This window comes from Marivirga aurantiaca (assembly GCF_016679925.1).
Classification (GTDB): Bacteria; Bacteroidota; Bacteroidia; order Cytophagales; family Cyclobacteriaceae; genus Marivirga; species Marivirga aurantiaca.
The window spans coordinates 260,273-273,642 of the sequence record NZ_JAEQBW010000005.1 but is presented as its reverse complement, the minus strand read 5'-3'; the positions used below and the strand labels follow the sequence as shown (position 1 = coordinate 273,642).

The 13,370-nt window shown below is 37.5% G+C and carries 14 protein-coding genes; 10 read left to right on the top strand and 4 right to left on the bottom strand.

All coding sequences use genetic code 11. From position 1 onward, the window contains the following. Window positions 1-130: 130 nt before the first annotated feature. A complete protein-coding gene (locus tag JKA74_RS13035) occupies window positions 131-505 on the bottom strand; it encodes a DUF1987 domain-containing protein (RefSeq protein ID WP_201431633.1) in 375 nt (124 codons plus the stop codon). A 231-nt stretch (window positions 506-736) separates the two neighbouring features. Between JKA74_RS13035 and JKA74_RS13030 the strand changes: the two genes are divergently transcribed. Continuing rightward, window positions 737-2,566, top strand: coding sequence for a M1 family metallopeptidase (locus JKA74_RS13030; protein ID WP_201431632.1), 1,830 nt, complete (start codon window positions 737-739; stop codon window positions 2,564-2,566). A gap of 39 nt (window positions 2,567-2,605) precedes the next feature. Continuing rightward, window positions 2,606-3,517, top strand: coding sequence for a universal stress protein (locus JKA74_RS13025; protein WP_201431631.1), 912 nt, complete (start codon window positions 2,606-2,608; stop codon window positions 3,515-3,517). 19 nt (window positions 3,518-3,536) lie between these two features. On the opposite strand, the gene JKA74_RS13020 is transcribed toward JKA74_RS13025, so the two are convergent. Together JKA74_RS13020 and glmM are read right to left on the bottom strand one after the other, a co-directional pair. Further along, on the bottom strand, window positions 3,537-4,688 hold the full coding sequence (locus JKA74_RS13020) for a cysteine desulfurase family protein (RefSeq protein ID WP_201431630.1): 1,152 nt from the start codon (window positions 4,686-4,688) through the stop codon (window positions 3,537-3,539). A 10-nt stretch (window positions 4,689-4,698) separates the two neighbouring features. Next, window positions 4,699-6,090, bottom strand: a complete 1,392-nt coding sequence (gene glmM / locus JKA74_RS13015) for a phosphoglucosamine mutase (RefSeq protein WP_201431629.1) — start codon at window positions 6,088-6,090, stop codon at window positions 4,699-4,701. Between the two features lie 356 nt (window positions 6,091-6,446). Between glmM and JKA74_RS13010 the strand changes: the two genes are divergently transcribed. The 8 genes from JKA74_RS13010 to JKA74_RS12975 all read left to right on the top strand — a co-directional run bounded on the left by JKA74_RS13010 (window position 6,447) and on the right by JKA74_RS12975 (window position 12,913). Beyond that, window positions 6,447-7,376, top strand: a complete 930-nt coding sequence (locus JKA74_RS13010; RefSeq protein ID WP_201431627.1) for a DnaJ C-terminal domain-containing protein — start codon at window positions 6,447-6,449, stop codon at window positions 7,374-7,376. A gap of 8 nt (window positions 7,377-7,384) precedes the next feature. Next, the gene (locus tag JKA74_RS13005) at window positions 7,385-7,687 is read left to right on the top strand and encodes a chaperone modulator CbpM (RefSeq protein ID WP_201431626.1); all 303 of its coding nucleotides are present in this window, start codon (window positions 7,385-7,387) and stop codon (window positions 7,685-7,687) included. Window positions 7,688-7,794: 107 nt separating this feature from the next. After that, complete coding sequence (locus tag JKA74_RS13000) at window positions 7,795-8,130, top strand: ArsR/SmtB family transcription factor (RefSeq protein WP_201431625.1); 336 nt, start codon at window positions 7,795-7,797, stop codon at window positions 8,128-8,130. Between the two features lie 53 nt (window positions 8,131-8,183). Continuing rightward, the gene (locus tag JKA74_RS12995) at window positions 8,184-8,669 is read left to right on the top strand and encodes a DUF6428 family protein (protein WP_201431624.1); all 486 of its coding nucleotides are present in this window, start codon (window positions 8,184-8,186) and stop codon (window positions 8,667-8,669) included. Between the two features lie 10 nt (window positions 8,670-8,679). Next, the gene (locus JKA74_RS12990; RefSeq protein WP_201431623.1) at window positions 8,680-9,315 is read left to right on the top strand and encodes a low molecular weight phosphatase family protein; all 636 of its coding nucleotides are present in this window, start codon (window positions 8,680-8,682) and stop codon (window positions 9,313-9,315) included. After that, on the top strand, window positions 9,312-10,358 hold the full coding sequence (gene arsB / locus JKA74_RS12985) for an ACR3 family arsenite efflux transporter (RefSeq protein ID WP_201431622.1): 1,047 nt from the start codon (window positions 9,312-9,314) through the stop codon (window positions 10,356-10,358). Before JKA74_RS12990 ends, arsB begins: the two co-directional genes overlap by 4 nt. Before the next feature lie 83 nt (window positions 10,359-10,441). After that, window positions 10,442-11,512: an ArsO family NAD(P)H-dependent flavin-containing monooxygenase gene (locus tag JKA74_RS12980; protein ID WP_201431621.1), complete on the top strand. Its 1,071-nt coding sequence runs from the start codon at window positions 10,442-10,444 to the stop codon at window positions 11,510-11,512. A 267-nt stretch (window positions 11,513-11,779) separates the two neighbouring features. Then, window positions 11,780-12,913: a hypothetical protein gene (locus JKA74_RS12975; protein ID WP_201431620.1), complete on the top strand. Its 1,134-nt coding sequence runs from the start codon at window positions 11,780-11,782 to the stop codon at window positions 12,911-12,913. 188 nt (window positions 12,914-13,101) lie between these two features. Here JKA74_RS12975 and JKA74_RS12970 read toward each other — a convergent pair whose 3' ends face one another. Next, window positions 13,102-13,323 (bottom strand): hypothetical protein, encoded by a 222-nt coding sequence (locus JKA74_RS12970; RefSeq protein ID WP_201431619.1) that lies wholly within the window; start codon window positions 13,321-13,323, stop codon window positions 13,102-13,104. Window positions 13,324-13,370: the final 47 nt, after the last annotated feature.

The following is a 13,370-nucleotide window of genomic DNA, read 5'->3' as shown; positions in this document are numbered from 1 at the left end:
TTATATCTCTGTTTTTTTGGAGTGCCCGAATGAAGCTCAAGGAAAGTTTTGTATGGCATTTACAAAACCCTGAGGTAATTCGATTCGTGTGGAGCTACTTAATAGATTCTATGTATATAATAGTAGTGTTTTAAGAATAAGGAATAATTTCGATCGGTAAGCGACACAGGTTGGCAAAATCCTCGCCAATTTCCATCATGTCATCATCATTTTCCCTGTAATACCATCTGATAGTAACATCATGGCCTTCCTTTTCCTTGAGGGTTTCCATTTTGTGGATCATGTCCAACATCAATTTGGAAGTACTCGTATTGAAGTAATCTAAACGAAAATTTAGTTCGGTGAGAGTCTGTGGCTCATCTAAATACCTATTTAGGTGGTCAAAAATCGGAGAGAAAACCTCCATGGGGTTTTCCGGTATGGATGACCCAGATAGCTCGAAAAAACCTTTTTCAATATCTATTACCACTGTGGGTCGCTGATGTGTTCCTGACATTCTAAACATAAGATTCCAAATATGACAACAAATAACGTTATCCGCAATAATCGGCTTCGTATTTTCGATCAATGGACAATATAATATTTTAAACGCAAATTTAGGACTTTGAATTCGTTTGATTGTATCTTTAGCTACTGTTAAACATAGTAGAATTTAAAACCAAAATTATTTACTATTTTGAAACTCACAATTTTCTCATATTATTTATTAATATGTCTTATTTATAGTTCTTGCCAAATGAACAATCGAACAAAAGAAGGGCAGCTTGTACAGAAAACCGACTTATTAGTGAATGATCCACATTCATTTGCTCGTCCTCAAGTTGCAAAAATTACCCATTTAAATTGGGAAGCAGAAGTTTCATTTGAGAGAAAGGTGATTACTGCCAAGGCGGTTTTTACCATTCAGGCAAGTAAGAAAGCCGGTGAAATTATTTTCGATACAAAAAATCTTAAAATCCATAAAGTCTTATCTAATGATTCACTTCCCATAGCAAATTTTCGCTTTGGCAAGGGAAATGACATAATGGGTATGCCCTTGATTATACCCATTGATAAGAACACACAATCAGTAGCTATTTATTACGAAACAACCAACACCTCTGAGGCTTTACAGTGGCTTGAACCGGAGCAAACAGCCGGGAAACAACATCCGTTTTTATTCACACAATCGCAGGCAATTCTTTGCAGGTCGTGGATCCCCATTCAGGATTCTCCCGCAATTCGGTTTAGTTATAGTGCAAAAGTAAAAGTGCCGGAAAATTTTATGGCACTGATGAGTGCTGAAAATCCTCAGAAAATTGATACAACAGGAAACTATCAATTTGAAATGCAACAGGCAATCCCGGCTTATTTAATGGCTTTGGCAGTTGGCAACCTGACATTTGATAGTACGGGTAGCCGAACAGGAGTTTACGCGGAACCAGTCACTATTGAGAAAGCCAAATATGAATTGGAGGATATGGCCTCTATGTTGGAAACGGCAGAAAGTTTATATGGTGCTTATCGTTGGGATCGCTTTGATGTCCTTTTTTTACCTCCAAGTTTTCCTTTTGGTGGAATGGAAAACCCGCGCTTAACTTTTGCAACGCCTACTATTTTGGCGGGGGACAAATCACTCACTTCATTAATTGCCCATGAGTTGGCACATAGCTGGTCGGGCAACCTGGTCACCAACGCTACATGGAATGATTTCTGGTTGAATGAAGGTTTTACGGTTTATTTTGAGAATAGAATAATTGAAGCTATGTACGGTAAGGATTATGCAGATATGCTTGCATTAATTTCCTATCGTGACCTTCAATCTGAAATAGACAGTCTAATAAAAGAAGGTAAAGCATCCGACACCCATTTAAAGCTTAATCTGGAGGGCAGAAATCCTGATGAGGGGATGACTTCCATTGCATACGATAAGGGCTTTTTCTTTCTGAAAACACTGGAACAACTTGCAGGAAGGGAAAGATTTGACACATTTTTGAACAAATACTTTGATGATCATGCGTTTCAGAGTATGCATACTCAAGCATTTATATTGTACCTGGAGCAGTATTTATTTGGAAAATATAACATTGAAATCCCGGAAAATTTTATTTCGGAATGGCTTTATGAAGAGGGAATGCCAGAGGGGTTTGTTGAGCCGGTTTCAAAGCGATTCAACAAAGTTGATAGTGTACTTATCGATTGGTTAAAGGGTGAACAAGTGGATTCTTTGAGCAATATGGAGTGGAGTACACATGAATGGTTACATTTCCTGCAGCAATTACCTGATTCCGCAGGTGTTAATGAGATGAGGAAGTTGGATGCTGAAATGTCATTTACTGAATCAGGAAATTCAGAGATTTTGATGGAATGGTTTCTTTTAGCCTTGCGTAATAACTATTTTGTGGCATATCCTAAAATAGAAGAGTTTTTGGTTGAAACGGGTAGACGAAAACTGGTAATGCCTCTGTATGCTGAAATGATTAAAACATCTCAAGGAAGAAGAATGGCATTAAACATTTATCAAAAAGCAAGACCAAACTACCACTTTGTAACTTATCATTCGTTAGATAAATTGTTAAAAGAATAATATAACTGAAGTAATTTTTAAAATTAATTTCTGAATATCATGTACAAAATTGAGAGAATTCTTGTTGCGTTAGATTTAACTGAAATGGATGAAGTACTCATCCGCTATACATCACAGTTGGCGAAGCATTTTCAAACAGAAAAAATATATTTCTTTCATGTGGCAAATACTTTTGAGTTGCCGGAAGAAGTACGAAAAAATTATCCTGACTTACTGGCACCCACAGATGAATCACTCAAAAGAACTATGGAAGCTGAAATTAAGGAACATTGGACAAGTGATCACCCTTGTGAGAAAGTAGTTGAAATAACAGAAGGAAATGCTACTGATCAGCTGCTTAAATGGATTGATATAAAAATAGTTGATTTAATAGTAATGGGGCGAAAAAGATCATTGGAAGGCTCTGGCGTTTTACCTCAAAAGATCACTAAAGTGGCACATTCATCTGTATTATTAGTGCCGGAAACTGTAAATGAGGGATTTAATAAAATAGTAGTACCCATAGATTTTTCCAAACATTCAAAATTGGCACTGGAGGAGGCCGTGGATCTTTCTACAAAAACTGGTGCTAAATTGCAACTACTCAACACCTATAAAGTACCTTCAGGCTACCACCGCACCGGAAAAAGCAGGGAAGAGTTCGCAGCAATCATGAAAAAGCATGCGGAGACAGACTTTAAGAAATTCCTGAAGAGAAATAATTTCAAAGAGGATTTAAATTGCGAATATATTTTGGACAATAATTCCCCTGCCGATACTATTTTTGAATTTGCCAAAAGAGAGAAAGCAGATTTAATTGTGATGGGATCTAAGGGAAGAACGGAAATGGCATCCATGCTTTTAGGAAGTGTTACTGAGAAAGTAATCAATTATGATACTGATATTCCTTTGTTGGTAGTGAAGGAAAAAGATGAAAATATGGGATTCTTTAAAGCCCTGATGAAAGTTTAAATAAAATGGAATCCCGGCATTATTTCAGTGCCGGGTTTTTTTCATATATTTCAGCAAGTGCATTTACTGCCCGGTCTATTTCTTCTACAGTATTATATTTGCTGAATGAGAATCGCACATTCGGTCGTTTCATATCGCGAACCAATTCGGCAATTACGTGAGAACCCACATTGCTACCGCTACTGCATGCCGAGCCACCACTTGCCGAAATACCTTTAATATCCAGGTTAAACAACAACATCTCACTCATATCAGAAGTTGGCAAGCATACATTCAGTATAGTGTACAAACTTTTTTCAGATTCAGCACATAAACCATTAAAGGAAACGTCTTCAATTTTTGCCTTTAAGCCTTGTATCATGCGGTCTTTCAAACCTTGTATATAGTTTCTGTGTTCTTCCATGTTCGCATAAGCAATTTCCATGGCTTTAGCCAGACCTATAATACCATACACATTTTCAGTACCTCCCCTCATATTACGCTCCTGGGCACCACCATGAATGAATGGATGGATGGAATGTTTAGCATTGATGTACAAAAAGCCTACTCCCTTCGGGCCGTGGAATTTGTGTGCAGCTCCAACAATATGATGTGCTTTTATTTCTTGCAGATTATGGGTGTAGTGTCCCATGGTCTGTACAGTGTCGGAATGAAAAATGGCTCCATATTGGTTGCAGAGCCAACTAACTTCTTCTATGTCCAATAAATTACCAATCTCATTATTGGCATGCATCAGCGAAACCAAACTATTAGGATTTGCTTTTAGCCAACTTTCCACACCGGCAATCTCCACACTTCCATATTGATCCAGAGGGGCATATTCCAATTTAATATGTCCATTCTTTTCCATGTGTTGCAAAGTGTGCAATACGGCATGGTGCTCAATTTTGGAGGTCAATACTGTTTTGATTTTTTTCTGCTCAATACTACATCGCAAAGCAGTATTGTCAGCCTCTGTTCCACCTGAAGTAAAGAAAATCTCTGATGGAGAAGTATTAAGGAGTTCAGCAATTGTTCTTCTGGCTTTCTCAATGGCAGATCTTACATCCCTTCCATGTCCATGAATAGAAGATGGATTTCCATAATAATCGAGCATATAAGGCTTCATAGCCTCAAAAACTTCAGGATCTAAACGTGTGGTGGCTGCATTGTCCAAATAGATACGTTCCATGCTTTTGTACTTATTCTTTGTGATTAATTATTTCCTTAATATCCGAAATCATTTTCTGTGCCAGGTGTTCAGCTTTGGATTCAGAGTCAGATTCAGAGTAGATTCTTATAATAGGTTCTGTATTTGATTTACGCAAATGAACCCATTCTTTATCAAACTCTACTTTAACACCATCAATGGTATTTATTGGCTGGTTTTTATATTTCTCCTGAATACCCAATAAAATGGCATCTACATCAATGTCGTGGGTTAATTCAATTTTGTTTTTGGATATATGATAGTTAGGATATGTTGCCCTTAAGTGGGAACACGATTTTCCGCTTTTAGCTAAATGGGTAAGGAAAAGAGCAATTCCAACCAAAGCATCCCTGCCATAATGGCTTTCAGGGTATATAATACCGCCATTACCTTCCCCGCCTATTACCGCATTGGTTTCTTTCATTTTTGCCACTACATTTACTTCACCTACAGCTGAAGCCGCATATTCGCAGGCATGTTTCTCAGTCACATCCCTTAAAGCTCTTGTGCTGGAAAGGTTAGATACAGTATTGCCTGGCGTTTGACTTAAAACGTAATCAGCTACTGCTACTAAAGTATATTCTTCACCAAAAGGAGTTCCATCTTCGGTTACAATTGCCAAACGATCTACATCAGGATCCAATACAACTCCAAGGTCATAATGACCATTGGCAAGTTCATTGCAAATCTGAGTAATGTTTTCAGGTAATGGTTCGGGATTGTGAGGGAAGTTGCCATCCGGATAACAGTAAAGCTCACGCACTTCTGCTACTCCCAGCGCCTTTAATAACTTTGGTATAGCAATACCGCCTGTGCTATTAACAGCATCCACCACCACTTTAAATTTTCTTTCCCGTATGGCATTGATATCCACCAATGGCAAATCAAGCACCATATCAATATGTTTTTGTATATAATGATCCTGAGTGGTGTATTTACCAAGCTTTTTAACTTCACTGAAAGTATATTTCCCGGATTCTGCTATTTGAAGTAGTTCCTTTCCATCTTCATCAGAAATAAATTCTCCTTTATGGTTCAAAAGCTTTAGTGCATTCCATTGTACTGGATTATGGCTGGCGGTTAAAATAATTCCTCCTCCGGCTTTTTCCAGCACTACAGCAAGTTCTACTGTAGGTGTAGTTGAAAGACCTAAGTCCACAACATGCATCCCCATACTTTGTAAAGTGGCAGTTACCAATTTGGAAACCACCTCACCTGAAGGGCGGGCATCTCTTCCAATCACAATTTTATTGTTATCTGACTTCGTTTTTAACCAAGCTGCATAAGCTCCGGAAAACTTTACGATATCAATTGGAGTCAATGCATCTCCGGCTTTTCCACCGATGGTTCCTCTGATGCCTGAAATTGATTTGATTAAGGTCACGTCTTTGTTAGTTTGTTAAACTGACAAAGTTACTAAAATTAATAGAGTGGTGTAGTAATTTTCAGGAAACAATATTATAAGATTATGGAATTGAACTTTTGTGAAGCATAATTCTCATTTATAAGCTTATAATCAGCAGGCTTAAAGTCAACATACCAACTTAATTAGTCGTAAAGAGCAGTTAAAGTAATCTTGGGTTTAATCATCCTATTGAATTTCAAACGGAATAAATCACTTTTATAGAAGACAAAAGTCATAAAATAAATACAGAGCAATTATGATATTTAATAATTGCTTGACAAATACAGGTTTGAGAAGAAAAGCAGAAAAAATATTTTTAAAAATCAGTCATTCATATGGAATTCATAGACTATTATAAAGTTTTAGGGGTTGATAAAAATGCCAGTGTTGAAGAAATAAAAAAAGCATATAGAAAATTAGCACGGAAATATCATCCTGACATAAATCCTAATGATAAAGAGGCTAATAGAAAATTCCAGCAATTAAATGAAGCCAATGCTGTATTGAGCGATCCTGAAAAGCGAAAGAAGTACGATAAATATGGCAAGGATTGGGAGCGAGGTGAAGAATATGAGAAATATAAACAATCGCAACAAAGACAGAGAGCATCTGCCGGAGGTGGGCAGACCTTTACAGGAGATTTTGAAGGATCAGCTTTTTCCGATTTCTTTGAATCAATGTTTGGCGGACAGGCGGGCGGCTTCGGAAGTTCAGGGTTTGGTGCTCAGGGCAGAGCAGGAGCTCAAGCAAGGTTTAAAGGACAGGACTATACAAGTGAAGTTAATCTTAGTTTGAATGAGGCTTACACAACCCATAAACAAACGTTTAACATTAATGGAAAGAATGTAAGAATTACAGTGCCTGCCGGTATTGAGGATGGACAGACTATCAAGTTGCCAGGTTATGGCGGTGAGGGAGTCAATGGTGGCCCTAAAGGCGATTTATATATTACATTTTCAGTGGCCAATACTCCTCAATTTAAAAGAGTAGGAAATGATTTATTTACAACCAAGGAAATAAATTTATATACTGCTGTTTTAGGAGGAGATATCATGCTGGACACAATGAGTGGGAAGTTAAAGCTAAAAGTAAATCCCGGGACACAAAACGGTACCAAAGTCAGGTTGAAAGGTAAAGGATTTCCTGTCTATAAAAAAGAGGGGCAATTTGGCGACCTATATGTCACCTATCAAGTAGCTATTCCTCAAAATTTAAGTGAAAAACAGAAAGAATTATTTAAAGAGTTAGCTAACCTATCTAAATAAATTGAGCAATGGAAAAGCATGAGTATATCCCCCTGGAAACGATTTGCCATTATCACAGTGTATCCGATTCATTCATTTTTTCTTTAAATGAAATTGATCTGATAGAAATTTCGGTCATTGATGAAAGGAATTGTATTCCTGCCAGCCAATTAACGGATCTGGAAAAGTATGTTAGGTTGCACCGTGACCTGGAAATTAATTTTGAAGGAATAGATGTTATCAATCATTTGGTTCAACGTATCCAATCGATGCAACATCAAATGGATTTGCTTGAAAAAAGACTTGAATTGTACGAGCCTAAAGATAGGTAAAGCGATGTGCCGGATAATTTCAATGGCTCCACCAAATTCAATTTAGTAAACAAAAATTTGAAGTTTTCGTTATTCATCGTAATATTGCAATATAATGTATAGAAAGAATGGGTGTAACTAAATCAGATTTATTCAGTGAGGAACAAAATGACCTGGCAAATGTGGCTAAAGCCTTCGCACATCCGGCTCGTATTGCCATCATTCAGTATTTGTTGAAATCAAATGCATGTATAAATGGACATTTGGTTTCGGAATTAGGCCTCGCCCAAGCGACTATCAGCCAACATTTAAGAGCCTTGAAAGATATTGGAATTATTCAAGGAACTATTGAAGGAGTGTCGGTTAGCTATTGTATTAATCCCCAACGTTGGGAGGAAGTGAAAAAAATATTTAATCAAGTGTTTGAACTTTATAAAGCACCTGGCAACATAGATTGCTGCTGATATTTTTTTGAATAGAATCATCGTAATATAGCAATAATATAATTAATAGAAATATGAAACTTGTAGAAGTAAAATCAAAACTGGCGCAATTAGACCAAGTGACTTTTCAATTACCTGACGGTAGCTTTGTGCCACCACATTTTCACGTGACAGAAGTGGGGGCTGTAACCAAAAAATTCATCGATTGTGGAGGAACAATAAGGCAAGAGAACTCAATTAGCTTTCAGCTTTGGGAGGCCGGGGATTTCGATCATAGGATTGGTGCCCAAAAATTGATTGATATCATTTCACTTTCAGAAAGGAAGCTGGGCTTGGAAAATTGGGAAGTTGAAGTGGAGTATCAGGATACTACCATTGGTAAATATGAACTAGATTTCAATGGGACAGGTTTTGTGCTCACAAATACCCAAACAGATTGCCTTGCTAAAGACAAATGTGGCATCCCTGAATCCCAACTCCAAGGAAAACCCAGGATTAAATTGGCAGATATGACGGCCTCAGGTAACAATGCCTGCACTCCTGATAGTGGGTGTTGCTAATCTATTTCATATGGGAAACAGTATCAAATTATACGAACAGCTTTCTGATAAAATTGATCAACTTCCTTTCGCCATTTCAAATGAGCGAAAGGAAGTTTTGCAGGAATTAATTGATTATGTGGAGGGGAAGCTTTCCAATGATCAAGCTGTAAAGTTGAACTTTATTTGTACCCACAATAGTCGCAGAAGTCAGCTTTCACAAATCTGGGCGCAAACTGCTGCCGGATATTATGGTATTGATATTAAGAGTTATTCAGGAGGAGTAGAAGTGACTGCTTTTAATGAGCGTGCGGTGGACTCCATTAGAAGAGCAGGTTTTAGAGTCACCCAAAAAGGAGAGGAAAACCCAAGGTATTTCATCTTTTTTTCGGATGATGCAGAGCCAATAACTGCATTTTCTAAAATATATGATGATAGAATTAACCCGAAAGCAGAATTTGCCGCTATTATGACTTGTTCCCATGCGGATGAAAATTGCCCTTTTATTTCCAGTGCTGAAGTGCGTTTACCTGTTCGTTATGAAGACCCCAAAGCTTTTGATAATACACCCGAAGAAGCAGCCAGGTATGATGAAAGAAGCAAACAAATAGCTGCAGAAATGTTTTATGTATTCTCACAAGTCAAAAGTAAATTAGAAAGAAAATGACAAATAAGACTAATCTTATACCCAGGAAGCAGATAGCATTTTTTGAAAAGTACCTAAGCTTATGGGTGGTATTATGTATCGTTGGAGGTGTTTTAATTGGCCATTTTGCAGGTGATTCTATGGAGTTTTTGAGTAGAATGGAGCTCTACCAGGTCAATATCCCAATCGCCATCCTTATTTGGATGATGATTTACCCTATGATGTTACAGATAGATTTCTCAAGCCTAAAAAAGATTGGAAAAAAACCGAAAGGAATTGTTCTCACAATTATCGTGAATTGGTTGATCAAACCATTTACTATGGCATTTTTCGCATGGTTGTTTTTCTCTAATCTCTATTCAGCATTCATTTCACCGGAATTAGCCGGAGAATATATTGCCGGAGCCATCATATTGGGGGCAGCTCCATGTACCGCTATGGTTTTTGTTTGGTCTTACTTGAGTGATGGTGATCCTAACTATACTTTGATGCAGGTTTCTGTTAATGATCTAATCATTCTGGTAGCTTTTGTACCTATTGTTGGCTTATTATTGGGTATCACTGATATTGCCGTTCCTTATAATACACTCTTATTAAGTATAGCTATTTATGTAGTAGTTCCACTGGCAGCAGGCTTTGTCACTAGTAAGGCTCTAATAAGATCAAAGGGAGAGAAATGGTTTACTTCTCAATTTTTGCCTAAGTTCAAGCCGGTAAGTGTAATTGCCTTATTGCTGACTTTAGTGCTGTTGTTTGCCTTCCAGGGTGGAAACATCCTCAACAATCCCTTAATTATTGTTTTTATAGCCATTCCTCTAATCATCCAAACCTATTTCATTTTTTTTATTACCTGGTTTAGTGGAAAGAAGTTGAAACTGAATTACAATGTATGTGCTCCGGCAGCTATGATTGGCGCCAGCAATTTTTTTGAATTATCAGTAGCGGTAGCAATTGCATTATTTGGGCTGGAAAGTCCTGCAGCCCTGGTTTGTGTGGTAGGGGTATTGGTAGAAGTGCCTGTAATGCTTTCATTAGTAGCTTATGCTAACAAGAAGAAGTATTAACAGTTTTTGATAAGAGATTTAAGCTTGTAGTTTTTCTCTTAGAAGTAGTTTAGTCAAAGAAATTTATCGGAAAAATGTAATGTATGAATCATAAGGAACAAGCATACGATTTGATCATTATTGGAGGAGGACAAAGTGCTTTGGCTTGTGGATATTATTTACGTAGGACCAATATTAAATACCTGATTTTAGATGATCAGGAAAAGTGTGGAGGGGCATGGCTTCATGCCTGGAACTCCCTAACACTTTTTTCACCTGCCGAGCATAGTTCATTGCCCGGCTGGCTGATGCCTAAATCTCATAATCAATTCCCTGCAAAAGAAGAAGTAATTCAATATATAGGTGAATATGAGAAACGGTATCAACTTCCTGTCCAGCGGCCGGTAAATGTTAAGGAGGTGTTGAAAGAAAATGAATCCTTTCATATTATCTCCGATAAAGGTAGCTTTTATAGCAAAGCAGTTATTTCTGCTACCGGCACCTGGGGCCATCCATTTATCCCTGAAATTCCCGGACAGCAGAAGTTTAAAGGTGAGCAGCTGCATTCTGCGAATTATAAAACCCCTGAGGATTTCAAAGGAAAGAAAGTGCTGGTTGTTGGAGAGGGGAATTCGGGAGCACAAATCCTGGCGGAAGTCTCAAAAGTCGCCAAAACTGTTTGGACAACCCGTAAAACCCCCGAATTTTTACCTGATGATGTTGACGGAAGGGTGTTATTTGACCAGGCTTCTGCACGGTATTATGCTGAAAAGAAAGGAGAGAAATTTGATGCTTCAAAATATAATTTAGGCAATATCGTAATGGTTCCTTCGGTACAAGAAGCTCGGGAAAGAAACATTTTACGCTCTAATGGTCAGTTCAAAGCGTTCACAGAATTTGGTGTATTATGGGAAAATGGCGAGGAAGAAGCTTTTGATGCAGTGATATGGTGTACCGGCTTTGGCTATGCTACTAACCATCTAAATAAAATCGTCTCCACCGATGAAAGAGGCAAAATTACAACCAAAGGAACCCATTCAGTAGAAGAAAGAGGGTTATGGTTAGTAGGTTATGGAGGTTGGACTGGATTTGCTTCCGCTACTTTAATTGGTGTGGGCAGATCAGCCAGGGAAACTATAAAAGAAGTTGAAGAGTATTTAAAAAACAGAAAGTGATCAATTGAACTTTCCAATGTTAATTGTATACCACATTGAAACATACAGGTCTCCTTTGAGAAAGAATGGTTGTCGGCTACATTTTTGAGCCTGAGAGCTATTTAAAGCCATTTCTAAGTAGAAGAAAAGAAGAAGCGAATGCTTTCTTAACAATAAGATAACATGGGTTCTGTCGAAATAATCAGGCTGTTCATTGAAAAGCCTAATTATAAACATATTTTTGCAAAAGAATTTTAATATTTAGTTTCCATAAATTTAAAAACGGGAATGGCAAAAAAATTTAGAAGAATTGAAAGGAACAGGCCCTATTTAAATGTCCTGGATTTTCTTATTCAGGAAAAAACATTTTTGGCAATCATACTATCTGGGTTCGTTCTGGCAGCCATATTGATAGACTATGGACGAGCAGCTATGTGGCTGGGTTTCGCTTTTGCTGCATATGCGACTGTGGCTAATGATAGTATTCAATCCCTGGGTACTTTTATTGAGAGCAATAAATTACGTCAATGGTGGGTGCTGTGGCTTTTTATCGGTACTATATTTTTAATAACTGTAACTTTCAGTTGGTTTTATTTTGATGGAGATGTTACTTATCAGCGACTACTCAACCCCGATGGATCCAGTAATTACCCGCACCCGGAGAATTTCAGCTTTTTTCAAATTATTGCACCACTGGTATTATTAATTCTTACCAGGATGAGAATGCCGGTTTCTACCACATTCTTATTATTGAGTGTGTTTAGTGCAAGTTCCAGTGGTATTACATCCATGGTATTAAAAAGTATTTCTGGCTATGCATTAGCTTTTGTACTTTCTTTTGTAGTATGGTATGCCGGCTATAATTTGATTAAGAAATATTACAAAAGCCGAAGCATGCACGTGGGTTGGACCGTTACTCAATGGATAGTAAGTGGTACACTCTGGGCTGTTTGGGTGATGCAGGATGGTGCCAATGTAGCCGTGTTTTTGCCTAGGCAACAAACTGCATTTCAATTTATTATTTTCGCTGGAACTATCTTTTTAGGGTTGGGTCTTCTTTTCTATTTAAGAGGGGATAAAATACAGAGAGTAGTAAGTGAGAAAGTTAGAATTTCGGATGTAAGGGCAGCCACATTGATTGACCTTACCTATGTAATACTTTTAATATACAAGCTTTTTATCAGTACAGTGCCAATGAGTACTACCTGGATATTCCTGGGGATAATTGGTGGCAGAGAAATAGCAGTAAGCTTGGCCAGAAAGAAAAAAGGAAGGAAACACAAGAAGAAAGCCGGCAGAATGATTTTCCGTGACTTCTCTTATGCCATGATTGGGTTAGTAATTTCTGTAGCCCTTGCATCTGGTGCCAACCCGGCTATCAGGGAAGAAATCATTCGATTCTTTATGAGTATGTTTGAATAAGCAGAGCTCAAACCAGTTATAAAAAAAGGACAAGTCTTTTCATAATAATCGAAAAGACTTGTCCCTTTTACATTAAGTATTCTTTACAAATAATTTGGGAGCAAAAGACGAGGTATTGAATGAGAAGCCTTATTTCTTAAGAATCTATTGTAAATTTTCATGAGTAGCCTAATTACTCAAATTTTACCTTAGAATTTATTTAAAACCTTGTTTACCTCCGATTCAGGATTTGCACATTGTTCACCTGGCTGGCGGCCACAAAAACCGCAGGCTTCTCCCTCTTTATTCAAAAATGGACTTTGTGAAGCACATGTCCCTTTAAATTCTCCATTTTTCAAAAATAATAATCGTACTGACATTAAAAGAAAAAATGCAGCTAGCAATCCTACAGTTATTAAGAATACAGTCATATTAATTAATTTTTAAACCAGGTTTGGTGAACCCAATCTTTTAAATT